General features: G+C 62.5%; 22 protein-coding genes. 12 read left to right on the top strand and 10 right to left on the bottom strand.

The window, feature by feature from the left end:
- Positions 1 to 10: 10 nt before the first annotated feature.
- Genes AB8A50_RS13390 through AB8A50_RS13380 form a run of 3 tightly spaced genes read left to right on the top strand, consistent with a single transcriptional unit; the run spans position 11 to position 2,662 of the window.
- On the top strand, positions 11 to 1,039 hold the full coding sequence (locus tag AB8A50_RS13390) for an ABC transporter substrate-binding protein (RefSeq protein ID WP_439077951.1): 1,029 nt from the start codon (positions 11 to 13) through the stop codon (positions 1,037 to 1,039).
- 22 nt (positions 1,040 to 1,061) lie between these two features.
- Positions 1,062 to 1,892: an ABC transporter ATP-binding protein gene (locus AB8A50_RS13385; RefSeq protein ID WP_439077950.1), complete on the top strand. Its 831-nt coding sequence runs from the start codon at positions 1,062 to 1,064 to the stop codon at positions 1,890 to 1,892.
- On the top strand, positions 1,889 to 2,662 hold the full coding sequence (locus tag AB8A50_RS13380; RefSeq protein WP_439077949.1) for an ABC transporter permease: 774 nt from the start codon (positions 1,889 to 1,891) through the stop codon (positions 2,660 to 2,662). The genes AB8A50_RS13385 and AB8A50_RS13380 overlap by 4 nt, the downstream gene beginning before the upstream one ends.
- On the opposite strand, the gene AB8A50_RS13375 is transcribed toward AB8A50_RS13380, so the two are convergent.
- The 7 genes from AB8A50_RS13375 to hemP form a co-directional block, all read right to left on the bottom strand.
- Positions 2,659 to 4,017, bottom strand: a complete 1,359-nt coding sequence (locus AB8A50_RS13375; protein ID WP_439077948.1) for an FAD/NAD(P)-binding protein — start codon at positions 4,015 to 4,017, stop codon at positions 2,659 to 2,661. The genes AB8A50_RS13380 and AB8A50_RS13375 overlap by 4 nt on opposite strands.
- A gap of 36 nt (positions 4,018 to 4,053) precedes the next feature.
- Positions 4,054 to 5,343, bottom strand: a complete 1,290-nt coding sequence (locus AB8A50_RS13370) for an amidohydrolase family protein (RefSeq protein WP_439077947.1) — start codon at positions 5,341 to 5,343, stop codon at positions 4,054 to 4,056.
- Between the two features lie 115 nt (positions 5,344 to 5,458).
- Positions 5,459 to 5,824 carry a response regulator gene (locus tag AB8A50_RS13365; protein ID WP_068735283.1) on the bottom strand — a complete coding sequence of 122 codons (366 nt, stop codon included), beginning with the start codon at positions 5,822 to 5,824 and terminating at the stop codon, positions 5,459 to 5,461.
- A gap of 144 nt (positions 5,825 to 5,968) precedes the next feature.
- Positions 5,969 to 6,790 (bottom strand): heme ABC transporter ATP-binding protein, encoded by an 822-nt coding sequence (locus AB8A50_RS13360; protein WP_439077946.1) that lies wholly within the window; start codon positions 6,788 to 6,790, stop codon positions 5,969 to 5,971.
- A 5-nt stretch (positions 6,791 to 6,795) separates the two neighbouring features.
- The gene (locus AB8A50_RS13355; RefSeq protein ID WP_439077945.1) at positions 6,796 to 7,893 is read right to left on the bottom strand and encodes a FecCD family ABC transporter permease; all 1,098 of its coding nucleotides are present in this window, start codon (positions 7,891 to 7,893) and stop codon (positions 6,796 to 6,798) included.
- A gap of 1 nt (position 7,894) precedes the next feature.
- Positions 7,895 to 8,875 (bottom strand): heme/hemin ABC transporter substrate-binding protein, encoded by a 981-nt coding sequence (locus AB8A50_RS13350; protein ID WP_439077944.1) that lies wholly within the window; start codon positions 8,873 to 8,875, stop codon positions 7,895 to 7,897.
- The gene (hemP, locus tag AB8A50_RS13345; protein WP_068735289.1) at positions 8,872 to 9,066 is read right to left on the bottom strand and encodes a hemin uptake protein HemP; all 195 of its coding nucleotides are present in this window, start codon (positions 9,064 to 9,066) and stop codon (positions 8,872 to 8,874) included. The genes AB8A50_RS13350 and hemP overlap by 4 nt, the downstream gene beginning before the upstream one ends.
- Positions 9,067 to 9,321: 255 nt before the next feature.
- On the opposite strand from hemP, the gene AB8A50_RS13340 reads away from it, so the two are divergent.
- The 3 genes from AB8A50_RS13340 (at position 9,322) to hutX (ending at position 12,694) form a co-directional block, all read left to right on the top strand.
- On the top strand, positions 9,322 to 11,703 hold the full coding sequence (locus tag AB8A50_RS13340; RefSeq protein WP_439077943.1) for a TonB-dependent hemoglobin/transferrin/lactoferrin family receptor: 2,382 nt from the start codon (positions 9,322 to 9,324) through the stop codon (positions 11,701 to 11,703).
- A 98-nt stretch (positions 11,704 to 11,801) separates the two neighbouring features.
- On the top strand, positions 11,802 to 12,140 hold the full coding sequence (locus AB8A50_RS13335; RefSeq protein WP_068735293.1) for an antibiotic biosynthesis monooxygenase family protein: 339 nt from the start codon (positions 11,802 to 11,804) through the stop codon (positions 12,138 to 12,140).
- A 47-nt stretch (positions 12,141 to 12,187) separates the two neighbouring features.
- The gene (hutX, locus tag AB8A50_RS13330) at positions 12,188 to 12,694 is read left to right on the top strand and encodes a heme utilization cystosolic carrier protein HutX (RefSeq protein ID WP_439077942.1); all 507 of its coding nucleotides are present in this window, start codon (positions 12,188 to 12,190) and stop codon (positions 12,692 to 12,694) included.
- Positions 12,695 to 12,699: 5 nt separating this feature from the next.
- On the opposite strand, the gene AB8A50_RS13325 is transcribed toward hutX, so the two are convergent.
- Positions 12,700 to 13,605, bottom strand: coding sequence for a LysR family transcriptional regulator (locus AB8A50_RS13325; protein ID WP_439077941.1), 906 nt, complete (start codon positions 13,603 to 13,605; stop codon positions 12,700 to 12,702).
- Positions 13,606 to 13,763: 158 nt separating this feature from the next.
- On the opposite strand from AB8A50_RS13325, the gene AB8A50_RS13320 reads away from it, so the two are divergent.
- From AB8A50_RS13320 to cnbZ, 6 genes are read left to right on the top strand one after another with little or no spacing between them, the layout of a single operon-like run.
- Complete coding sequence (locus AB8A50_RS13320) at positions 13,764 to 14,981, top strand: amino acid ABC transporter substrate-binding protein (RefSeq protein ID WP_439077940.1); 1,218 nt, start codon at positions 13,764 to 13,766, stop codon at positions 14,979 to 14,981.
- A 28-nt stretch (positions 14,982 to 15,009) separates the two neighbouring features.
- Positions 15,010 to 15,876, top strand: coding sequence for a branched-chain amino acid ABC transporter permease (locus AB8A50_RS13315; RefSeq protein ID WP_439077939.1), 867 nt, complete (start codon positions 15,010 to 15,012; stop codon positions 15,874 to 15,876).
- Positions 15,873 to 16,823, top strand: coding sequence for a branched-chain amino acid ABC transporter permease (locus AB8A50_RS13310; protein WP_439077938.1), 951 nt, complete (start codon positions 15,873 to 15,875; stop codon positions 16,821 to 16,823). Before AB8A50_RS13315 ends, AB8A50_RS13310 begins: the two co-directional genes overlap by 4 nt.
- On the top strand, positions 16,816 to 17,577 hold the full coding sequence (locus AB8A50_RS13305) for an ABC transporter ATP-binding protein (protein WP_175368381.1): 762 nt from the start codon (positions 16,816 to 16,818) through the stop codon (positions 17,575 to 17,577). The genes AB8A50_RS13310 and AB8A50_RS13305 overlap by 8 nt, the downstream gene beginning before the upstream one ends.
- Before the next feature lie 7 nt (positions 17,578 to 17,584).
- On the top strand, positions 17,585 to 18,301 hold the full coding sequence (locus AB8A50_RS13300; protein ID WP_439079976.1) for an ABC transporter ATP-binding protein: 717 nt from the start codon (positions 17,585 to 17,587) through the stop codon (positions 18,299 to 18,301).
- A gap of 27 nt (positions 18,302 to 18,328) precedes the next feature.
- Positions 18,329 to 19,084 (top strand): 2-amino-5-chloromuconate deaminase CnbZ, encoded by a 756-nt coding sequence (cnbZ, locus tag AB8A50_RS13295; RefSeq protein WP_439077937.1) that lies wholly within the window; start codon positions 18,329 to 18,331, stop codon positions 19,082 to 19,084.
- Between the two features lie 5 nt (positions 19,085 to 19,089).
- On the opposite strand, the gene AB8A50_RS13290 is transcribed toward cnbZ, so the two are convergent.
- Positions 19,090 to 21,303 carry an SLC26A/SulP transporter family protein gene (locus AB8A50_RS13290; RefSeq protein ID WP_439077936.1) on the bottom strand — a complete coding sequence of 738 codons (2,214 nt, stop codon included), beginning with the start codon at positions 21,301 to 21,303 and terminating at the stop codon, positions 19,090 to 19,092.
- A 130-nt stretch (positions 21,304 to 21,433) separates the two neighbouring features.
- On the bottom strand, positions 21,434 to 22,855 hold the full coding sequence (gene glgA, locus AB8A50_RS13285) for a glycogen synthase GlgA (protein WP_089265318.1): 1,422 nt from the start codon (positions 22,853 to 22,855) through the stop codon (positions 21,434 to 21,436).
- Positions 22,856 to 22,948: the final 93 nt, after the last annotated feature.

Here is a 22,948-nt window from a genome sequence, read left to right as displayed (position 1 = left end):
AGGACCGATCATGCTGAAACGTCTGCTTGTTGCCGCCGGTGTTGCGATGTCGATGCTGGGTCTTGCGAACGCCCAGGAGATGAAGACGGTCAAGGTCGGGACGACCAATCTGTCATCGGATATCGGTCTGTTCCTCGCCGAGAAGCGCGGCTACTTCAAGGAAGAGGGTGTCAAGGTTGAACTGATCCCGTTCGACTCCGGCGCCAAGATGGTGGCCCCGCTCGGCGCGGGCGATCTCGACGCTTCGGCAGGTGCGGCGTCCGCCGGGCTCTATAATGCCGTCAATCGCGGTCTCAAGCTGAAGATGGTGGCGGACAAGGGTACCAATATCGCGGGCTATAGCTACAAGGCGCTGATGGTGCGCAAGGATCTGATCGAGTCAGGCGCGTTCAAGTCGCTTGCGGATCTCAAGGGCAAGAAGGTCGCGATCATCGCCAATGGTGCGGCCGATGAATCCGTCATCAATCAGGCGCTGAAAAGGGCCGGGCTCAAGGACGAGGACATCGAAAAGGTCTTCCTTCCGTTCCCGCAGCATCTCACCGCCTTCGCCAACAAGGCGATCGACGCGGCGATTTCAGCGGAGCCGGGCGTGACGGCGATGGTGCGCAACAATGCCGCCGTGCGCTTCGTCGGCCTCGACGATTTCTATCCGGTGCAGCAGACGGCCATGCTGCTGATCAATGGCAAGTTCGCCGAGGACCGCAAAACAGTGACGGCATTTCTCAAGGCCTATTTGCGCGGCGTGCGCGCTTATGCTGCGACGCTGAAGGACGGCAAGATCGCGGGTCCCGGCGCCGAGGACATGATCAAGGACATTGCCGAGATGACGGGCATCAAGGACACGGCGCTGCTGCATCAGATCGTGCCGGTGTTCATCGATCCCGACGGCCAGATCAACCTTCCCAGCGTCGAAACCGATCTCGCTTATTTCAAGTCGCGCGGGCTGGTCACCAGCGATATCGAGGCAGCCAAGGTTGTCGACATGTCCTATGTCGATGCACTGAAGCCGGTGCTCGGTCCGTTTGCGCGGCCGAAGTGAGGCGATAAAGAGAAGCGTGGCGATGGCAGTGCAGACGACCACAGCAGAACTCCCGGATGGCGGACAAGCGCCCGCGCCGAAGATCAGCCTGCGCGACGTCACCAAGCGGCATGATCAGCAGTTGGCGCTGGACCGGATCACACTCGATATCCCGACCAGCACCTTCTTCGTGGTGGTCGGCCCGAGCGGCTGCGGCAAGACGACCTTGCTGCGCATGCTTGCCGGGCTGGATGCTCCATCGGAGGGCCGGATTGACATCGCCAATTCGCAACCCGGCCATCCGCAGAATTCCATGGTGTTCCAGGGGGACTCGTTGTTTCCCTGGATGACCGTATGGGACAACGCCGCCTATGGCCTGACGATGCGCAATGTTCCGCAGGCGCGGATCGATGACGTGGTCGGGCACTATCTGAACAAGACCGGCATGTATGGCGCGCGGACGCTCTATCCGCATCAACTGTCCGGCGGCATGCGCCAGCGCGTCTCCATCGCGCGTGCCTTTGCCAACGATCCCGACATTCTCTTGATGGATGAGCCGTTCTCGGCGCTCGACGAGCAGAACAAGACATTGCTGCACGAAGAGCTGTTGCGGATCTGGGAAGAGACCCGCAAGACCGTGGTCTTCATCACCCACAGTGTCGATGAAGCCGTGACGCTGGGCGATCGCATCATGGTCATGACGGCTGGCCCCGGCCGCATCAAGACCATCGTGCCAGTGGATCTGCCGCGGCCGCGCAATGTCGTCGAGCTCCGGCATACCCCGGCTTACGGCGAACTGGTCTATGACATCTGGGCGCAGCTGCGTGAAGAGGTCGATCGCGCGCGCAGCCGCGAGCCGGGGAGCAAGGCATGAGCGCGGGCCAGCCTCGCTCGCTGTGGAGCGAGCGCGCTATCAGCATCCTGTCGCCGCTGGTGCTGCTCGGCCTATGGGAAATCTGCGCCCGCACCGGCATCGTGGATGTCAGGTTCTTTCCGGCACCCTCTAACATCATTGGGCATCTGTTCGAACTCGCTTCCTCCGGCGCGCTGTGGCGTCATGTGGGAGCCAGCCTCTATCGCCTCGCTGCCGGTTTTATCGTCGGCTGCGTGCCGGCCATCGTGATCGGGCTTGCCATCGGGCTCTATCGCCCCGTGCGGGCCGCCTTCGATCCGCTGATCTCGGCGACCTATCCAATTCCGAAGAGCTCCTTGTTGCCGCTGATCCTGCTGATTTTCGGTCTCGGTGAAAGCTCGAAGATCGCCATGGTCGCGATCGGCGTGTTCTATCCGGTGGTGATCAATACCGCCGCGGGCGTGCGCCAGATCGCGCCGATCTTCCTCGATGTTGGCCGCAATTTCGGCGCCAGCCGCTTCAACATGTTTCGCACCGTGGCGCTGCCCGGCGCATTGCCGCTGATCATGACTGGCATCAAGCTCGGCGCGGGCATGGGGCTGGTGCTGATCGCCATCGCCGAGATGGTCGGCGCCAAGCAGGGGCTCGGTTACATGATCTGGAATGCGTGGGAGCTGTTCGACGTCCAGACCATGTATGTCGGCCTGTTCGTCATCGCGATCATTGGCTTCGTGATGAACGCTGGCTTCGACGCGCTGGAGCGCGCCATCGTGCCGTGGCGGAAGGGCTAGAGCGTCTTTAACTGCTCGCTCACGGCCAGCAACTGCCGCCGAATGTTGGACGCCGCAGTCACTTCCCAGAACGCGCCGCGCGTCGCCGGGCCGATGGCATAGAAGCCGGGCTGAACATGACCGGCGTTGTCGCGGAGTTCGCAGGTTGGGGCGACATCGAGGCCAAGGCCGTTGAAGCCGGTCCGCGCTTGCCCGGTTGCGAGCAGCGACTTGATGAGCGGATCGCCCAGGCGATCATAGTGCTCTTCCGGGCCGGTACAGTTCAGGATCCAGTTGGTGGCGAGGTTGATCGTCTCGCCGTGTCCGCGCTTGCGGATGGTCACGTCATGTCCCGACAGTCTCGCAACTGCACTGGTGATGCGACCCGCGATCACATCGAGTTGCTTGTCTCGCTGCAACTGCTCCAGCAGTTCGGCGACGTCGGGCGCCAGCCGATGCCGATGCACCATCCAGATCGCGCGCAGATGCCGCGCGAAGCGGGCACGTTCGGTTTCGGAGGCGTTCCTGTAGAGTTCACCGATGGACAATCGAAACGTATCGACCATCGTCTGCCATGGAATGCCCGCGGCAACCTTGCGGCGGGTGTCCCTGAGCAATGCCGCCAGAAGCCCACGTGCGGTGGGCACCGGGAATGAGTTCATCGGATCGGGATCGGTCTGCGCCGGGACGTCGATCAGCGGCAGCAATCCGCGCCGCGAGACCATCGTGATGGGCGCGCGCATGCCGCGATGGACGAGATCGATCACCATATCGACCGCGGTGGCGCCGGTGCCGATGACCAGCACGCGATCGTCCTTGCCGATCGGATCGAGCGCGCCCGGCGCCCAGACATTGGTGATCGAGCGCGGCGATGCCTCGATGCCAGGAAATGGCGACGGCGGCTGGTTGCCAAGACAGAGGAACACCAGATCGGCGTCGATACTCGCACCCGATGCTGTCGCAACGCGATAGCCATGGTCTTGCCGCGTGACGCTTAGCGCCACATCCTGCCGCGGAGTCACGCGGCCGCTGCCCGTCAATTCGTTGAACTTCGTCGAGATGTAGTCGCCATAGACCCGGCGGGGCACGAAAGAGGTTGAATAGTCCGGCCAGTTGGCCTGGCCCGTCTCCGTCAACCATTCGACGAAGCCGTTATCTTCGGCGCCGAGTCCGCCCATCTTTGATGCTGGGACGTTGATGCGGTGCCACTTGGCTTTCGCGGAATAGGCGAGCCCGCGCCCGAAGGCGCCGTCGCGATCCAGTACGGTGATCGTCCCGATCTGCGGCAGCTTCGCCAGAATGAGCGCGGCAAACGCACCGGCCACGCCGCCGCCGATGACGGCAACGCGCAGGGATTTGGGGGAAGATGATGTCATGCTACCGGACGATGTGAGGAAAGGATGTCGAATATATCAGCTCGGCGGCGCGTAAGCGGCGGGATCGACCGATGCCGGGCGGCCATCGAGCGCGAGTCGGCCGATCCGTGCTGGCGTTTCGGCGATCACCTTGCCGCGGCGCACGACCGCGAGCCGTGTCGCCTTCAGCCGGATTGCCTCGATAGGGTCGCGGGCCTGTAGCAGTACGAGGTCGCCGTTGCAGCCGACATCGAGGCCGTAACCTTCGAGGCCCATGATGGCAGCGGGATTTGTCGTGACGGTGTCGAAGCAAAAGCGCATCGCATCGCGGCTGGTCATCTGCCCGACATGCAGGCCCATATGCGTGACCTCCAGCATGTCCGCCGAGCCCAGCGAATACCATGGATCCATGCAGCAATCCTGGCCGAAGGCCACGTTAATGCCGTAGGGCCGCATCTCCGGCACGCGGGTCTGGCCGCGGCGCTTGGGGTAGCTGTCGTGGCGGCCCTGCAGCACGATATTGATCAGCGGATTCGCGATCGCGGCGACGCCGGCTTCGGCGATCAGCGGCAGCAGCTTCGAGACATAGTAGTTGTCCATCGAATGCATCGAGGTCAGATGCGAGCCGGCAACGCGGCCCTGCAATCCCAGACGCTGGGTCTCATAGGCGAGGGTCTCGATATGGCGCGAGAGCGGGTCGTCGCTTTCGTCGCAATGCATGTCGACGCGCAGTCCGCGCGCGGCGGCGATCTCGCACAATGCCTTCACCGATGCGGCGCCATCGGCCATGGTGCGCTCGAAATGTGGAATGCCGCCGACGATGCTGACCCCCTTGTCGAGCGCGCGCGCAAGATTTTGCGCAGCCGTGGGCGAGCGGAAATAGCCGTCCTGCGGAAACGCCACCAGTTCGAGATCGAGATAGGGCGCGACCTGCTTCTTGACGTCGAGCAGCGCATCGACAGCCAGCAGCCGGTCGTCGCAGATATCCACATGGGTGCGCACCGCGAGCAGGCCCTGTGCCACCGCGAGATCGCAATAGCGCAGAGCCCGTTCGACCAGGGCCTCATAGGTTAGCAGCGGCTTCAATTCGCCCCACAGCGCGATGCCCTCGAGCAGGGTACCCGACACATTCAGCCTCGGCAGGCCGAGCGATAGCGTCGCATCCATGTGAAAGTGGATGTCGACGAATGGCGGCGAGACCAGATGCCCGGCGGCATCGATCACCCGTCCGGCCTCTCCCGCCAGATTGGGCTGCACCGCGACGATACGGCCCCCTTCAATGGCGATATCCTGGCCCGTGCGGCCGTCGGGAAGCGTGGCGTTGCGAATGAGGAGGTCGAACGGCATGAAACCCTTGCTGCTGCAGGTGTGATCGCCGAATTATCGGCGTTGCGCTGCAGCAATGCAAGACGGTCCCACGCGGGCGGCATCCGCCGGTCCGCGCGGACCGATTTGACCTGTATCAGTGAAACGATTGTTGTGCTGCGCGGAGCAGATCGATCGGGCTCCATGGCTTGGCCATGAACAGCGTGCCGTCGGGCAGCCGACGCACGCGAGGCGCACCCGACGTCACGATCACATGCATATCCGGGAATCGTTGCTTGGCGAGATAAGCGAGCTCGATGCCGTCCATCATGCCCGCGAGTTCCACGTCGGTGAAGACCATCGCAACATTGTCGCCGGATTCCTCCAGCACCAGCACGGCCGCCTCCGCGCTTTCGCATTCGATGACGTTCATCTCGCTCTCTTCAAGCAGCAGGCTGACCAGTGTGCGTTGTGCTTCGTCGTTCTCGACCACCAGCGCTGTCGACCTGTGTGCATAACCCATGGGGGAGCCTCCGTGGTTTGGTTGCGACAGGAGGGCAATGCGTGAGTTCACCAGGGGTTCAGATAAAAGTGAGTTCCCGTGAGCAACAATGTTACTCATGCATATGCATGCCTGCGCAGGCTGATGCGCTCGGCAGAACTGCAGCTAACCCGCTACGGAAGTTGAAGTCGCAATCTGCTGCATCATCTGCGGCAGCAGATAGGGCGCGCCATCGTCCGTTCGTGCAACGACGACGTCGATATCGAACACGCGGCGGATCACATCGCTGGTGATCGTTTCCGCAGGCGTTCCTTCCGCTGCAACGGCGCCGTTGCGCATTACGATGATGCGATCCGCAAACCGAACCGCGAGATTGAGATCGTGCAGCACTGCGATCACGGCTGTGCCGTTGCGTGCACGCTGCCGCGAAATTTCGACGAGTTCGATCTGGTGACGCAGATCGAGCGATGATGTCGGCTCGTCGAGCAACAGGATGCCAGGACCATGCACAGCTTCACCGCAGGCGAGCTGTACGAGGATGCGCGCGAAATGCGCGCGCTGTTGCTCGCCGCCGGAGAGCGTCGGCAATTCGCGATGACGGAAGTCGCCAAGGCCCACTTCATCGATGGCGGCATTGACGAGCGATTGCGCAGAAGCCAGCGGCAGGTTGCCCCGACCCATCTGCACGACTTCCTCGACCGTGAATGGAAAGCTCACACTGACATGTTGCGACAGCATCGCGCGCCGCATCGCTAGTTCGGCGGGCGACCAGGCGTGGAGGTCGCGGCCTTTCAGCGTGATGGCGCCGCGCGACGCACGCAGATCGGCCGACAGCAGGCGCAGCAGCGTCGACTTGCCGGCGCCGTTGGGACCGACAATGGCGACCATCTCGCCGCTGGTAATGGCGAGATCGACGTGATTGAGCAGCGTGGCCTGGCCGATGGTCAGCGAGATGCCGGATGCTGTGAGGACGGGTGTGTCGGCCATCGGCGTCACAGCCCCACCAGCCCGCGCTGACGCAGCAGAATCAGCAGGAATATCGGCGCGCCCACGGCGGCAGTCAGGATGCCGATCGGCATCTCGGCCGGCGCCACGATGGTGCGGGCCAGCGTATCGGCGCCGACCAGCAGGCTGGCGCCGAGACCGACTGAGGCCGGCAGCAACAGCCGATGACCCGGTCCGATCATCAGCCGCAGCAGATGCGGCACGACGATGCCGACAAAGCCGATCACGCCGCACACCGAAACCGCTGCGCCGGTCATAATGGAGATCAGCACGATGCAGATGCGCTTGAGGCGCTCCACATCGACGCCGGAATGGAAGGCCTCGGACTCGCCGAGGATCAGCACGTCGAGGCCGCGGCTGGTGAACAGCATGCCGATCAGGCCCAGCGCCAGCATAGGCGCAATCGTTGCCGCCTTGCTCCAGGTGGCGCCGCTGAGCGAGCCGAGCAGCCAGAATGTGATGTCGCGCAATTGTCGGTCGTCGGCGATGAACACCAAAAGGCCGATGCCCGCATTGGCGATCGCAGCAATGGCGATGCCGGCGAGCAGGAACAGCGCGATGGAGGTGCGCCCGCTGCGGCTGGAAATTCGATAAAGAATAATGGTGGTGAGCAGCGAGCCGATGAAAGCGGCTAATGGCAACAGAAAGGGCTGCAGAAAAGCAACGTAATGCGCAAAGCGGCTGTCGCTGATGACGATGGCGCCCGCTGCAGCAAATGCCCCGCCGCTGGAGACGCCGACCAGCGCCGGATCGGCGAGCGGATTGCGAAACAGGCCCTGCATGATCGCGCCGGCGGCACCCAGCATGCCGCCGATCATGGCGGCGATGGCAATGCGCGGAATCCGGATCGACCACAGGATCAGTTGATCGCGCGCGGCAAATGGATTGCCGGGATCGGCGGCCGCAAGGCCAAGTGCTCCGGGCAGGCGGGACAGTGGGATGCCGGCGGCACCCACGGTGGCGGCAAGCAGCACCGTCAGCAGCAGTGCCGCGAGCAGGCCGCACAGCACGATAACGGTGGCAGGGCGACGCACCCGACCGGTCGTTCTGACAAACGCAGTCAGCTTGGCGTCGGCAGCGCTCATCTTATTGGCGGCAGTTGACGGCGAGCGAGACGGGCTTGAACGTTGCAGCCTCGGACGACAGCGCCGGGTCGAGCTTGACGGCGAGGTCGCGTGCGGCGGCGGCCGTGCGCGGACCGAAGCCGAGCAGATAGAGGCCATCCATGGCGACCAGGCTCCTGGTCTTCGCGGCCGGCGTCAGTGCGAATGCCGGGCTGGCAAACACGGTGTCGGCCTGCAGCGTATCCTTGCCGCGCTCCATCGAGAGCACGGTATCCGGCTTGGCTGCGGCGATGGCTTCATCGCTCATGATCTTGTAGCCGTCGAAACTGTCCGCGACATTCACACCGCCGGCCAGCTTGATGATTTCATTGGCTGCCGTCTTCTGGCCAGCGACCATGGTGCGGCCATCGAGGAAGGACATTACGAACATCACCCGTGGCGGGGTCTTCACCTTGGCGCGCAATTCACGCAGCGCGGCAAGATCGCCGGCCACGGCATTGGCGAGGCATTCGCCGCGTGCCTCGAGGCCCGCGACCTTGGCGACCAGCCGAATCTTCTCCACCATGCCGGCTTCAGTGAAAGTATCCGGCACCATGATGAGCGGAATCTTGGCGGCGTCGATGACGTCGATGGTTTCTTTCGGGCCGGAGCCCGCGATGGCGAGCACCAGTTGCGGATTCAGCCCCAGCACGCCTTCCGCAGAGAGCTGGCGCATGTAACCGACATTGGGTTTGTCGGCCATGGCCTTCGGTGGATACAGGCTGGTCGTATCGACGGCGACGATACGGTCGTCAGCGCCGAGGGCATAAAGGATTTCGGTCACCGCGCCGCCGATTGAGACGATGCGGGTCGGGTGGCCGATGGTGACGTCACGGCCGCGTGCGTCGCGCACAACGGCGTCTTCCGCCGCGGCCGCGGCTGACAGTGCCAGCGTGCTGGCAAGCACTACACATTGCAGCGCATGCGCGATGCGATGACGTCGAACGGGGAGGCCGGCGGTCATTTGGTGAGGATTAGCTTGTTCTGGAACGTCAGGCGCAGGCGATAGGTCTCGTCGCCATGCGTAATCAGCAACTCGCGCTGATCCGCGAACAGCTCCTTGCTGTCCATCCGGTCGCCATTTATGACCACATTGCGTCCGGCTGAGGATTTGGCGTGAGCGGCAGCGCTGCCGTCGTGAGAACCCGTATCCATAGCGCCGATCTATCCCATCCGTAAAAGTCTCTGTCATCGTTATAGGTTTTGTCGCACCTCATCGCCAAGCACTGCAGTCTATAATCAGTATAAACAGGGCGGGGATTGCTTGACCCCCCCGTTAATGAACCGTAATCGAAAATGGCAACTTGGTGGCAGGGGTCCCCGAGTCGCATTCGAGAGCCAGCAAGCTCACTGCCTCGTGCAGCGCCAGCCAGCCATGATCCGTTGAAATTTGTGTTTGGGGATTAGGCTATGGCTCTTGGGGGCATGACTACGCGCGCCTTGTTGTTGGGTGTGTCGATCGTATCGTTGGGGGCGCTGGTCTCCGAGACCGCCTTGGCACAGGCCGCCGCGCAGGCAGGCGACGTGCAGCCGCAAAAGCCGAAACCCGCCAAGAAGAAGCGTGCAGCCGCCAAGCCGGCGGCCGTGCCGGCGCAGGTAGCTAACGCCAATGCGCAGGCCAGCCGCAGCGGCCAGTCACTCGATGAAATCACGGTGACGGCTTCGAAGACCCAGGAGCGCGCCATCGATGCGCTGGCGCCCGTCAGCGTCGTGACGCAGGAGCAGATCCAGTTGCAGCAGCCGAGCCGGCTGAGCCAGCTTTTCTACAATGTCCCCGGTGTCTGGATGCAGGATCGTGGCGATGATCCGTCCACGGCGATCAACATCCGGGGCTTGCAGGATTTCGGCCGTGTCGCCGTTGTCGTTGACGGCGCTCGCCAGAACTATCAGCGCTCCGGTCACAATGCGAATGGCTCGTTCTTTCTCGATCCCGAGCTGATCGGCGGCATCGATATCACCCGCGGCCCGACTGCCAATATTTACGGCTCTGGTGCCATCGGCGGTGTCGCCTCGTTCCGTACCAAGGATATCAATGACGTCCTGCGACCCGGCGAGCGCTGGGGCGTGGATATGAGCGGCTCCTACGGCTCCAACAACAATCGCGGTCTCGGCTCCGTGTTCGGCGGCGTGCGTGTCGATCCGACGGTCGATGTATTCGGCGGTGCGGTCTATCGCACCCAGGGTAACTACAAGGATGGCGCCGGTACCGAGATCGGCAATACAGGCAACGACATCGCTGCGGGCCTGATGAAAGTTACGGTTCGCCCGGCCGACGGCCATGAGGTGAAGTTCGGCGGCCTGTTCCAGGACTACAGCTACACGATTGGTCAGTTGAATCGTGGTCCAACTACAACGCCGGCCTTGATCGCTCTGAATCAGGGCTCGTCCGTCTACGCCTCCAATGCAAAGAACTATACCGGTACGGTGACGTGGAAATACGCGCGTCCGGAGGACATGCTGTTCGATTTCAATGTCTCGCTTTACGGCAATCGCGTCGACAACGACCAGACCAAGACCTACCACTATTCGACGGCCGGCACCGCGCTCTGCGGTGCTGGTAGTGCCGGTAACAACATTTCTGGTTGCGTTGGCGATCAGCGCGGCTACTTGCTGGATACGTTCGGCGTCGACGTCAACAACACGTCTCGCTTCAATATCGGTGAGTGGCGCAATGCTGTGACCTATGGCTTCGACGTCTTCAACGACAAGGTGAAAACATTCGACTCGCGCGGAAACTCCAACATCACCACGCCGAGCGGCGAGCGCACAGTCTCCGGCGGCTTCGTCCAGCTAAAGACCAACTATTCGAGTTGGCTCGAAGTCATAGGCGCGCTGCGTTATGACCACTATGAGCTCAATTCAAGCGGGACAGCCGTGGGTGTTAACAATGTTTCATCCAGCGGTGACCGCCTGTCGCCCAAGATCACACTCGGCGTGACGCCGGTAGCGGGCTTTACGCCCTATGTGAGCTATGCGGAGGGTTATCGTGCACCATCCATTAGTGAAACGCTCATTGCAGGTGGCCACGCTTCCGGCGGCGGACCGACTTTCGTCACCTGTGCTGATGGTACCGCTGGCCTGTTCTGCTTCTTGCCGAACCCGAATCTCCGGGCAGAAGTCGGCAAGAACAAGGAAGTCGGCATCAATCTGAAATACAACGACGTCTTTACGTCTGGCGACAGCTTCCGCGCCAAGTTTAACTTCTTCCGCAACGACGTTGATGACTACATCGACCTCGTCGCCTCTACGCCAGTTCTCGTCAACTATGTATTCATGGGGCGTCCTGGCACCATCCTCAACAGCAACTTCTATCAGTACCAAAACATTGCCAATGCGAAGATCGAAGGCTTCGAGGCCGAGACGGCCTATGACGCGGGCCTTTGGTTCCTGGGCGTCGGCGCGACGGTTCAAAGCGGCAAGAACACCCAGACCAATGTTGGTCTGGCGACAATCCAGCCGCGCAAGGTCACGACCACCGGTGGCGTCCGCCTGCTCGATCGCAAGCTGACAATCTCGGCTCAGTGGGCTTCGGTCGCGGCCAATACCGACCTTCCGGCCGGATACGTGCCATCGACCTCCTACGATCTCGTCAATCTCTACGTCGCCTATCAACCGACGCAGGACATCACCTTGAATTTCGGGGTCGACAATATCCTGAACCAGTATTACCGCCCCTATGCTATTCCCGGGTCGACCAGCGATGGCACAACGCAGAACGACGCGTTGTGGACCGCCCCTGGTCCGGGCATCGTTTACAAGGGTGGCATCAAGGTGCATTTCGGCGGCGCATAATCGCCATCTGCATCCACCAGCCTCCAAGGAATCGCGCTCATGTCCGGGCGCGATTTCGGTTATGATAGGTTCTCGACGTCACGAAAGGAAAGACATCCATGTTCATCGCCATGAACCGCTTTCAGGTCAAAACCGGATCCGAAGCCGCTTTCGAAAACATCTGGGCGACCCGCGAATCCTATCTCTCGGAATTGCCGGGCTTCATCGAGTTCAGCCTGCTGAAGGGGCCGGTGGCCGAGGATCACACGCTGTATTCGTCGCATACGGTCTGGGCCAGCAAGGCGGACTTCGAGGGCTGGACCAAGTCCGAGCAGTTCCGCAAGGCGCATGCCCGCGCGGACAACAAGTCGGAAGGCGCCAGCCTCTATCTCGGTCACCCCAAGTTCGAGGGTTTCGAGGTGATCCAGTCCGAGCGCCGTAAGAGCGCTGCGGCCTGATCGCAGGCACTGCGTCTCACACCAATGATCGATCACGGAGCCATCTCATGCTGAACACGGATCTCGCCGCGCTGAAGACCTATATGGCGGAGAATCCCGGTGCCGTGATCGAGACCGTTGCGCGCGAGCGCAACATCACGCCGCGTGCGGTGCTTGAAGCGCTGCCTTCGGAAATGGTGACCATCGGCGGGGGCGCTGATGCGTTCGTCACCGCGATGACGGATATCGCCGAATGGGGCGAGGTGACGCTGATCGTGCATACCGAGGACGGCATCTTCGAAACGACCGCACCGCTGTCGCCGGGCGCCATCGGCCACGGCTACTACAATCTGACGCAGCCCAAGGGCCTGCATGGCCATCTGCGTCATGAGCGCTGCGGCGGCGTGGCTTTCGTCGAGCGGCCCTTCATGGGCAAGTCGTCGGCTTTCGTCGCATTCCTCAATGTCGATGGCGGCGTGATGTTCAAGGTCTTCGTGGGCCGCGACGAGACCCGAGCGCTGAAGCAGGATCAGCTTGAGCGTTTCCGCGCGCTGGCTGGAAAGCTCGCTGCTTAAAGCGTCTACCCTTCTTCACTGTCCTTCATCTGCGCCACCAGCATCTCGGCGACCAGTCGCGTTGATGGCGATGCCATGCGCGCGGCCGACTGCACCAGCGTCACCTGTGTTGACTCAAGCCTGCGGTCGCGCGGCGGGATCGCGACAAGTGTGCCGGCATTGATCGCCGCCGTCGCCGAGACCATCGGCAGGAACGTCGCAAGGTCGGTGCGGGCAGCCACGGTCTGGGTGAAGGCCAGCGAGTTGGTCTCGCTGCACATTTCCAGCCGCACATTGGCCTGTGCGCAGGACTTGTCGAGTTCCTGACGAATGCCGAACGATGGATCCGGAAGGATCACGCGCAACCCTGCGAGATCCTTCATCGCGTATGAGTTTTGGCCGGCGAGCGGATGCGTGGGCGCGACGATCAGGCAGACCGGTTGTCGCATGCGTCCGAGTTCGATCAGATCGCGGCGCGGCGCACGACCGAAGATCAGACCGAGATCGACCTCGTTCTGGCTGACCATCTCGACTACATCGCGAGCGCCCACGGCGGTGACAGATAGCGCGATCCCCGGATATTGCTGCGACAGGTCGACGAAGGAGTTGGGCAGGAAGCTCGACAGCATGCCTTCGACGGTGGCGATCTTCACCTGGCCGCGGCGCAGCGATGCGAATTCCTCGACCTGGCTGCGCAGTCCGTCGAGCTGGCTGCGGTTCTCGACTGCATAGCGATAGAGCACGTGGCCGGCATCGGTCAGGTTCATGCCGCGCGCGCCGCGCTCGAACAGTTTGACCGCAAGCTCCTCCTCCAGCCCCTGCACCTGCCGGCTGATGGCGGAGGGGGCGATGCGGAGCGCTGCGGCGGCCTGTTTGATCGATCCGGACTCGGTAACCACGCGAAAATAGCGAATGGCGGTGGATTCGATCATCGTCAGTCCCTCGCGGCTGGCTGCCCAGCGCGATGGCAGGACCTGACTAGCGTTCTGATTTTCAGACCTCTCACATCGAAATTCAATGCTTTTATTCGAAATCTAAATTTGACAGAGTTTTGATCAGGTCACGGTCCCGTCATCGATGGAGAATTTGGATGTTTCATCCCCGGCTTGCTGTCTCGGCTTTTTCCGCATCCCTCCTGCTGGCTGCGGCCGGTTTGGGAGCGACCTCCTCGGCGGCTTCGGCGCAGGATGTCATCCGCTTCGGCGCGCCGCTGCCGATCACCGGGCCGCTGGCGCCGGAAGCTGTGAAGCAACAGCAGGGCTACGACCTCTGGGCCGAGCAGGCCAACAAGGCCGGCGGCATCGACGTCGGCGGCAAGAAGTACAAGGTCGAGATCGTCTATTCGGACTATCAGTCGAACACGCCGCGCTCGGTGCAGACCACCGAACAGATGATCACCCAGGACAAGGTGAACTTCATGTTCGGCCCGTTTGGCTCGGGCGCCGCCAAGGCCGCCAGCACGATCGCCGAGAAATACAAGGTGCCGATGCTGGCCGCGACGGCGTCGTCATCCCAGGTCTATGACCAGAACTACAAGTATCTGTTCGGTACCTTTACGCCGAACGACACGCTGACCACGCCGCTGACGCAGCTCATCAAGGCCAAGGCTGCCGACGTCAAGAAGGTCGCCATTCTGGCGCGTAACGATCTGTTTCCGCTGGCCATCGCACAGGAAATGGAAAAGTCCGCCAAGGCCAACGGTCTCGAAGTCGTCTATTTCGAGAAATACGCCATCAACACGCTCGACCACTCGGCAACCCTGTCGCAGATCAAGTCGCTGAATCCGCAATGGGTGTTCGTCACCGGCTACACCAACGATCTGCTGCTGATCCGCAAGCAAATGGTCGATCAGCAGATGAAGGCCAATGTCGTGACCATGATCGCCGGTCCGGCCTATCAGGAATTCATCGAATCCGCCGGGGCGAGCGCCGAGAACATCTCCAGCGCCTCGTGGTGGCATCCGGCCGAACAGTACAACGGCAAGGACATTTTCGGCACCACGGCCAACTTCGTGAAGCTGTTCAAGGACAAGTACAAGCTTGAGCCCGACTACGCTCACGCGTCGGCTGCCGTCTGTGGCGCACTGTTCCAGATGGCCATCGAAAAGGCCGGTTCGCTCGATCGCGACAAGGTGCGTGACGAACTCGCCAAGATGGACGTCGTGACCTTCTGGGGGCCGGTGAAGTTCGGCGCCAACGGCCAGATCAACTCGCTCGAACCTCCGGTCTTCCAGATCCAGGCCGGCAAGCCGGTGGTGCTGTTCCCCGACGCCATCAAGCAGGGCGACTTCAAGCTCGGCGTGAACTGAGCACGGCTGGGATCGGCGGGGGATCGATATGCTGGCCATCCAGGTCCTGATCAATGCACTCGTGCTTGGGTGTCTCTATGCCTGTATCGCGATCGGTTTCTCGCTGGTCTGGGGCGTGCTCAACGTCATCAACCTGATCCACGGCTCGTTCATCGTGCTTGGCGCCTATCTGGCCTGGGGCGCGTATAATTCGCTCGGGCTGTCGCCGTGGTATGCGCTGCTGATCGCCGCGCCGGCCTTCTTCGTGTTCGGCTATCTGTTGCAACGGCTGCTGCTCAACCGCGTCATCACCGCGCCGGTGCTGGTGACGCTGACGCTGACCTTCGGGCTCGATCTGATCCTGAACAATGCGATGATCTATTACTTCAAGGCCGACTACCGGAAGCTGACCCTCAATCCGCCCACGGGATCGATCTCGATCTTCGACGTCGTCGTCCCTGTCGATCGCCTGATCGCGACCGGCTCGGCGCTGGCGCTGACCTTTCTGCTCTATCTGCTGCTGCGTCGCTCGAAAGTCGGCCGCGCCATTGTCGCCGTCCGGCTCGACCGCGATGCCGCCGTACTGATGGGCGTCGACGTCAAATCGATCTACGCCATCGCTTTCGGTCTCGGCGCTGCGCTCGCCGGATGCGCCGGCGTGCTGATGGCGCTGATCTTCCCGATCTCACCGCTGACCTCATCGGCCTATCTGGGCAAGGCCTTCGTGGTCTGCGTGCTCGGCGGACTCGGCAGCGTGTCCGGCGCATTGGCGGGCGGCATCTTGCTGGCTTTGGTCGAAGGCGTGGGCTCGGTCTATCTCGGCCCGGCCCATGCGGTGACGCTGTCCTTCGTCCTGCTCATCATCTTCCTTGTGGTCAGGCCGCAGGGCTTGCTCGGCCGAAAGGGTTTTGAATGACCCGGACCAATATCGCGCTTCTCGTCCTCATTGGCTGCGTGGCGGCACTGCCCCTGTTTGGCGATGCCTATGCGCTACGTCTCGGCACCATGGCCTGCATGTATGCGATCTTCGCGTTGTCATGGAACATCGTCGGCGGCTTCGCCGGTTACCCGTCTTTTGCGACGGCCGCCTTCTTCGGGCTCGGCGCCTACACGACCGGCATTCTCATGAATAAGGGCGTGCCGCTGCCCCTGTCGCTGCTGGGGTCGCTGGTATTGTGCCTGTTGCTTGCTGCGGCTCTCGGTGCGGTGCTGCTGCGCCTCCGCGGCCATTACTTCGCCATCGCCAGCCTGTCGCTGGTCGAAGTGTTCCGCGAACTCGTCAACAACGCCACCGACCTCACCGGCGGCGGCATGGGCCTGAACATTCCGCTGGTCTCCGGGTCGAGCGTGCTGTCCGACGCGACGTTCTTCTTTTACGCCATGTGGGGACTGCTGCTGATCACCGCGCTCGTCGTCATCGCAGTCTCGATGTCGAAGCTCGGCTTCGGTCTCAACTGCATCCGGCAGAACGAGACGGCCTCGAACATGGTCGGTCTCAATTCCACGCTCTACAAGGCCGTGGCTTTCGGCCTGTCCGCCTGTTTCGTCGGTGCCGCCGGCGGGCTCTATGCGGCCTGGGTGCATTACATCGATCCGTCCGACGTGTTCGACATCTTGTATTCGGTGAAGCCGATCGTGATGGCGCTGATGGGCGGGCTCGGCTCGCCGCTCGGCGTGGTCTGCGGCGCCTTCGTCTATCTCGGCCTCGAGGAAGTGGTCTGGCGCAATTACATCCAGATCCATTCGGGCGTGCTGGGCGTGCTCATCATCCTGCTGCTGCTGTTCCTGCCGCATGGGTTGGTCTCGCTGCATGCCGGCAAGATCTGGCGCGGGCTCAGCGGACGAAAGGCAAAGCATGTCTGAGATCCGTCAAGAAATCCTGCATCTCAGCAGCGTCTCGCGAAACTTCAGCGGGCTGAAGGCGCTGAGCGATGTCTCGCTGTCCGTTAACAAGGGCGAGGTGGTTGGCCTGATCGGCCCGAATGGCGCCGGCAAGACCACGCTGGTCAACACCATCTGCGGTGTCACGCCGGCGAGTTCCGGCGTGGTCACCTTCGATGGCCGTGACATCACGCGGATCAAGACCTATCAATCGGCGCGGCTCGGCCTGTCGCGCACCTTCCAGATCGTGCAGCCCTTTGCGGAATTTTCGGCGCTCGACAATGTCGCTGCGGCCGCGTTGTTCTCGCAACCGGGCGAGAGCCTGAAGTCGGCGCGCGAGGCCGCTCGCGCGCATCTCGCATTCGTTGGCCTCGACGCGCAGGCCGACCAGTCCGCAGCAACGTTGACACTGGCGATGCGCAAGCGGCTGGAGCTAGCCAAGGCGCTGGCGATGAAGCCGAAGCTGCTGTTCCTCGACGAGGTCAATGCCGGCCTCAACAGCGCCGAGGTCGAACGCGCCACCAAGCTGATCCATCAGCTCGCCGCCGACGGCATCACCATCGTGATGATCGAACATCTGATGAAGGTCGTGCTCAATGTCTGCACCCGCATCGCGGTGCTGCATAACGGACGGCTGATTGCCGACGGCGCGCCGCGCGACATCATCAAGGATCCCGCCGTCGTCGATGCCTATCTGGGCCAGCAATATGCACAACGGAACGCCGCCCGTGGCTGATCATTCGATGCTCGAACTCAATCAGGTCTGCGCCGGTTACGGTGAAATCCAGGTGCTGTGGGGCATCGACATGGTGGTGCGTTCCGGCGAGATCACTGCGCTGATCGGCTCCAACGGCGCCGGCAAGACCACGCTGATGCGTGCGCTGTCCGGGCTGATCCCGCTGACATCAGGCAAATATGTCTCCGAGGGCGTCGATCTGTCGAAGGCGACGGCGGCGCAGATGCTGGTCCATGGCATCGTCCATGTGCCCGAAGGCCGCCGTCTGTTCGGTGCCATGAGCATCGAGGACAATCTCCTGATGGGCGCCTATTCGCGCAGCGTTGGTCGTACCGAACTCAATCGCGATCTCGATCGCGTTTACACGACCTTCCCGAAACTGCGCGAGCGCCGCAACCAGGCCGCGGCGACATTGTCTGGCGGCGAGCAGCAGATGTGCGCCATCGGCCGCGGGCTGATGAGCGCGCCGCGTCTTCTGATGATCGACGAACTCTCGCTCGGCCTGTCGCCATTGCTGGTGGAGCAGCTGGTCGCGGCGCTCCGGCAGCTCAACAGCGAAGGCATGTCGATCCTGCTGGTCGAGCAGGACGTCACCACGGCGCTCGATCTCTGCCATCACGCCTACATCATGGATATGGGCCGCATCGTGCGCACCGGGCAGGGCGCCGAATTGCTGGCCGATCCCATCATCCGCGACGCCTATCTCGGCGTCCTCGAAGACTGACTTTGATTTCACCTGAAGAGGCCAACCATGATCGAGACCGTCGAAGCCCCCAATAGCGGCTACCGTTACATGCCGGGCGTGTTCCAGTACTCCTGCGGCGTCGGTGCGCTGCCCGGCTTCGCGCTGGAGCGCGTGCGTTTCTCCAAGGTCGTCCCGCTGAAGGAAGGCTTCGCCAGGGTTGCCGAGATCATCAAGGCAGCCGGCCGGCCGCTGACCGCCTTCGCAGCCTGCGAACTGCGCTCGCCGGCACCGTTCACGGAGCAGGGGTTCATCGACTTCAACGAGATCTACATCAAGACCCTCGAAGACTGGGGCATCATGAAGGATCGCGTGAATCCCATCGCGCGCAGCAATGTGTGTCCGAAGATCGATCCGCCGTCAGAGCCGGGCTTCCATGCCTTCTCTTTCACGACCGTCGCGCCGAATGCGCCGACCTCCTTCGTCATCGCCGGCAGCGGCGAAGCGGCTGAGGGCAAGGGCGACTATCGCGACAACACGGTGCGCCTTGGCGACATCAGCCCGTCGGGCATGCTGGAAAAAGCCAAGTTCGTGCTCGACGAGATGGAGCGCCGCATGAGCGCATTCTCCGGCACCTGGGATCAGACCACTGGCGCGCAGCTCTACACCGTGCGCGACGTCTATGCGCTCTTGGAAAGCGAGCTCGGTCGCCGCGGCGTGTTCCGCAACGGCCTGACCTGGCACTTCAACCGCCCGCCGGTCGTCGATCTCGAATATGAGATGGACTGCCGCCGCGTGCATGTGGAGCGCGTGGTGGAGGTTTAATCGCCTCAGTGATGACTGGCGCGCAGATCCTGCGAGGTCTGCCGCAGTCGCCGGGTGAGTTCGCGCGCCAGGTTGCCCAACAGCCTGGTGGCGAGCACCGGATTTTTCTTCAGGATCAGGTCGAAGCCGTCGCGCGGGAATTCGTAACAGACCACCTCGTCGTCGGCGACGATGGTCGCCGAGCGTGGCACCGATTCCACCAGCGCCATTTCTCCGACCGTCGTGCCGCGCCCAAGTCCGGCGATGCGGCGTCGCTCGTGATGTCCGTCGGTACGTAGCAGCACGCTGACGCTGCCTTTCAGGATCAGCCACATGCGGTCGCCGGCGCCACCCTCGCGGCAGATTGTATCGCCACACGCGAATTCCCGCCTGGTCATTACCGCGGTCAGTTCGGCCATCTCGTTCGCCGATACACCATCGAGAAAGTCGATCTGCTCGAGCGTGAGTTCATCCGCTTGCCCCTGCCTCGTAGCTGAGCGGTCGAGCATGGTCTGCTCCATCCACTCCAGTGCGGAATCGAGATCCTGCGTCATGGACGGCGATGCGGGATCGTGCCCGATCCCGTTGCCGATGATGGCGGCATGGACGGGCCGGACATTGCAGTAGATCAGTCGCCGTTTCTTTTCGGCCGCCTTCTGGCGGAGCGTCCGCAAAGCGTTGACGCCGGACACGTCGAGGTCGGAGATGGCGCCCATGTCGAGCAGGATCATGTCGGTGCTGTTGAACAGGTCCTTGACCCGCAGCGAGAGGTCGTCGGCATTGCCGAAGAACAGCGCGCCTTCGAGCTGCAGGATGGCGCGCTGCTGCCCGGTCTGCTGCAGGATCGCGAGATCGTCAGCCGAGCGGATGCGCTTGGAGAACAGTGTGTCGCCGTGATGGGCGCGGCGCACCAGCGGCCGGCTCATATTGATGACGAAGATGATGCAGGACAGGATGATCCCGACAATGACTCCGGAAACCACCGAGCTGAACACGGTCACGGCCATCACCGCGAGCACAACGATCAGGTTGTAGACCGCGTGCCGGCGAACCTGCGGCTCGATGCTGTATCGGATATCGGCCAGCAATTGCAGGTTCCAGCGATCGAACAGCACGATGCCGATCACCAGAAGCAGGCCGGCGAACACCGCGCGCGGCACCTGTGCGAGCACCGAGGACAGCGCGAATGTGATGGCCAACAGGCTGAGAGCCACGAAAATGCTGGTCCAGCGCGTGCGGCCGCCCATGCGATAGCCAAGCAGGATCACCGATGGAATCGCAGATCCACCAATGCCGCCGCCGAGTGCTGCTGCCGCATTGGCGATGCCTTGTGCGGCGAGGTCGCGCACCGGATGGATATGCGTGTCGTCGAGCTGCTGTGCCACGCGAAACGCCAGCATGGTCTCCACCGTGCCGATGATCGCCAGCACCAGCGATACCAGCACGACATGCGGAAGCACGGCGGTCAGTTCCGGCGTGATCGAGCCGTCGAACACTGCGCCGAGCGGCATGGCCGGCGGGAAGCTGACATGGATCTCACCGATGGTTGGCCCGAGATCGAGACCGGTCGGGACGCTGATCAGATAGTAGAGCGCGGTGCCGGCGACGAAGCCTGCAAGCGATCCCGGTATTTTCCGCAGCCAGTCCGGCAGCCGCAACCAGCCTGCTATGGCCGGATAGTTCAGAACAAAGAGCGCCAGGGCCACGACGTAAACCAGCATCGCGGGCTTGTTCGGCCACAGCGTCTGCGCGGCAAAGAACGGCTTGAACTGGGAAATCACGATCAGCATCCCGACGCCATTGAGTAGACCGGTGAGTACCGGGTGCGGCGCGAATTTGATGGCGCGCGTCAGGCCGAGCAGTCCGAACAGGACCTGCCACAGCCCGGCCAGAAACAAACACAGCATGATCGCGGTCACGATCATCGCGGGCTGGCTCGCAAGCGTGGCGTCATTGACCAGCGTCGTGGTCAGGCCGGCCTGCACCAGGGCCATGCTGACGCGGCTCGTCGTCACGATATAGGACGAGGTGGCGACCACGGCCGCGACCAGGCCGACGATGGCGCCGCCATACAGGCCGGCTGCAGCGCCCGTCGCGACATAGTCGGGGCCGAGCGGCGCAAACACCAGCAGTCCGCAAGCAAGGCAGAGCGGCAGACAGACGAGGCTGGAGATCAGACCGGCGCTGATTTCCGATCGCCAGTCGACGAGCGGCTCGGCGGGAGGCGAAGCTTTGAGCACGGGCTGGCCTTCATCACAGGGGGTACCGGCCACGTCTTCATGGATGATAGTTGTTGCCAGCTTTCGCCATTATTGTGAAACGGAACTGATCCGCAAGCCAAGATCGGGGTTCGCCTGCGGATTTCCCGCGCTACACGCCGGCGACAATCGTCTTGCGATACAGCGCGCTGTAGCTGGCGGCAGAAATATTCCAGCTGAACGATTTCGACATGGCGCTGCGGCGCATCGAGTTCAGGCGATCCTTCGAGCCATAGGTCGCAAAGGCCCGCAGGATGCCGCCCAGAAATGACTCGGTGGACGGCTGCGTGAACAGGAAGCCGGTCTCGCCATCGACGATGGTTTCGGCGAGGCCGCCGGTCTGGTGGCCGATCGGCAGCGAGCCGAAGCGCTGCGCATACATCTGGCTCAGGCCGCAGGGTTCGAAGCGCGACGGCATCAGCGTGAAGTCGCTGCCGGCGAAGATACGCCGTGCCTCGCGGTCGTTGAACCCGATGGCGACGCCGATCGCATCCGGACGGCGGCGATGCGCATCCATCAGCGCATTCTCCAGTTCGGTCTCGCCGCGGCCGGTCACGACGATCTGTCCGCCGGCGGACACGATGGCGTCAGCCGCCGACAATACGAGGTCGACGCCCTTCTGATGCACGAGGCGGGCGACCAAACCAAAAATGGGCCCGCGGGAGAGTGCGAGCCCAAATTGTTGGCGTACCCCATCGGCATTGGCGCGTTTGGCTTCCCAGTCGCCCGCGCCGAACGGTCTCATGAGCTCCGCGCAGACGCGCGGATCCCAGCTTTCGTCGATGCCGTTGAGAATACCGGTGAGCCGCGACTCGTTGGAGCGCTTGGTCAGCAGGCCTTCCAGCCCGCAGCCGAGTTCCGGCGTGGTGATTTCACGCGCATAGGTCTCGCTCACGGTCGTCAGATGCGACGAGTAGATCAGGCCCCCCTTGAGGAAGGAGAGCTTGTCGTAGAATTCCAGCCCGTCGATATGGAACGACTCCGCGGGCGCACCGATCCGGCGCAGCGAAGACTTCGGAAACAGGCCCTGATAAGCGAGATTGTGGATCGTCAGGATGGTCGGGATCTTCACGCCGCTCCAGGCGAGATAGGCCGGCACCAAGGCCGCCTGCCAGTCATTGGCGTGGACCAGATCGGCCGACCAGTTCTTGTCGAGCTTGCCGGAGGCGAGCAGTGCCGCTGCGGAGGCGAAGCGTGCGAAGCGGATGTCGTTGTCCGGCCAGTCGCGGCCGCAGGCATCGCCGTAAGGGTTGCCTGGACGATCGTAGAGCTGCGGGCAGAGCAGGATATAGATCGGCAGCCCGTCCTTGGTCGCGGCGAGGCCAACCGAGCAGGCGGGCATTTCCGCCAGTGCCGGGCATTCGCCGACGATCTCGATGTCAGGAAACTGTGTGACGACGTCGCGGTAGCCGGGAAGGATGATGCGAACGTCGGTCCAGATGCGCAAAGCTCGAGGGAGAGCGGCGGACACGGCTGCAAGGCCGCCCACCCGGATGAAGTCGTCAATCTCTGGAGTGACGAACAGTACCCTCAAGAAATGCCCTCGTGCCCGCCGCGACTACAAGGATACGAAACTGGTCCAGCGTCTTTGGGTACTTACGGAACCGAAGGGCAATGGAACTCAGTT

Origin of the sequence: Tardiphaga sp. 841_E9_N1_2 (assembly GCF_051811065.1) — a bacterium.
Taxonomy (GTDB): Bacteria; Pseudomonadota; Alphaproteobacteria; order Rhizobiales; family Xanthobacteraceae; genus Tardiphaga; species Tardiphaga robiniae.
This window is presented reverse-complemented; position numbering and strand designations above follow the sequence as displayed.

Bases quoted from the DNA above. Each gene is read 5' to 3' on its own strand.
- AB8A50_RS13320 (WP_439077940.1), top strand. From the start codon at position 13,764: ATGTTTCATCCCCGGCTTGCTGTCTCGGCTTTTTCCGCATCCCTCCTG.
- AB8A50_RS13390 (WP_439077951.1), top strand. From the start codon at position 11: ATGCTGAAACGTCTGCTTGTTGCCGCCGGTGTTGCGATGTCGATGCTG.
- cnbZ (WP_439077937.1), top strand. From the start codon at position 18,329: ATGATCGAGACCGTCGAAGCCCCCAATAGCGGCTACCGTTACATGCCG.
- hemP (WP_068735289.1), bottom strand. From the start codon at position 9,066: ATGGATACGGGTTCTCACGACGGCAGCGCTGCCGCTCACGCCAAATCC.
- AB8A50_RS13300 (WP_439079976.1), top strand. From the start codon at position 17,585: ATGCTCGAACTCAATCAGGTCTGCGCCGGTTACGGTGAAATCCAGGTG.
- AB8A50_RS13380 (WP_439077949.1), top strand. From the start codon at position 1,889: ATGAGCGCGGGCCAGCCTCGCTCGCTGTGGAGCGAGCGCGCTATCAGC.
- AB8A50_RS13325 (WP_439077941.1), bottom strand. From the start codon at position 13,605: ATGATCGAATCCACCGCCATTCGCTATTTTCGCGTGGTTACCGAGTCC.
- AB8A50_RS13370 (WP_439077947.1), bottom strand. From the start codon at position 5,343: ATGCCGTTCGACCTCCTCATTCGCAACGCCACGCTTCCCGACGGCCGC.
- AB8A50_RS13350 (WP_439077944.1), bottom strand. From the start codon at position 8,875: ATGACCGCCGGCCTCCCCGTTCGACGTCATCGCATCGCGCATGCGCTG.
- AB8A50_RS13310 (WP_439077938.1), top strand. From the start codon at position 15,873: ATGACCCGGACCAATATCGCGCTTCTCGTCCTCATTGGCTGCGTGGCG.
- AB8A50_RS13305 (WP_175368381.1), top strand. From the start codon at position 16,816: ATGTCTGAGATCCGTCAAGAAATCCTGCATCTCAGCAGCGTCTCGCGA.
- AB8A50_RS13315 (WP_439077939.1), top strand. From the start codon at position 15,010: ATGCTGGCCATCCAGGTCCTGATCAATGCACTCGTGCTTGGGTGTCTC.
- AB8A50_RS13385 (WP_439077950.1), top strand. From the start codon at position 1,062: ATGGCAGTGCAGACGACCACAGCAGAACTCCCGGATGGCGGACAAGCG.
- AB8A50_RS13375 (WP_439077948.1), bottom strand. From the start codon at position 4,017: ATGACATCATCTTCCCCCAAATCCCTGCGCGTTGCCGTCATCGGCGGC.
- AB8A50_RS13360 (WP_439077946.1), bottom strand. From the start codon at position 6,790: ATGGCCGACACACCCGTCCTCACAGCATCCGGCATCTCGCTGACCATC.
- AB8A50_RS13340 (WP_439077943.1), top strand. From the start codon at position 9,322: ATGGCTCTTGGGGGCATGACTACGCGCGCCTTGTTGTTGGGTGTGTCG.
- AB8A50_RS13365 (WP_068735283.1), bottom strand. From the start codon at position 5,824: ATGGGTTATGCACACAGGTCGACAGCGCTGGTGGTCGAGAACGACGAA.
- AB8A50_RS13355 (WP_439077945.1), bottom strand. From the start codon at position 7,893: ATGAGCGCTGCCGACGCCAAGCTGACTGCGTTTGTCAGAACGACCGGT.
- hutX (WP_439077942.1), top strand. From the start codon at position 12,188: ATGCTGAACACGGATCTCGCCGCGCTGAAGACCTATATGGCGGAGAAT.
- AB8A50_RS13335 (WP_068735293.1), top strand. From the start codon at position 11,802: ATGTTCATCGCCATGAACCGCTTTCAGGTCAAAACCGGATCCGAAGCC.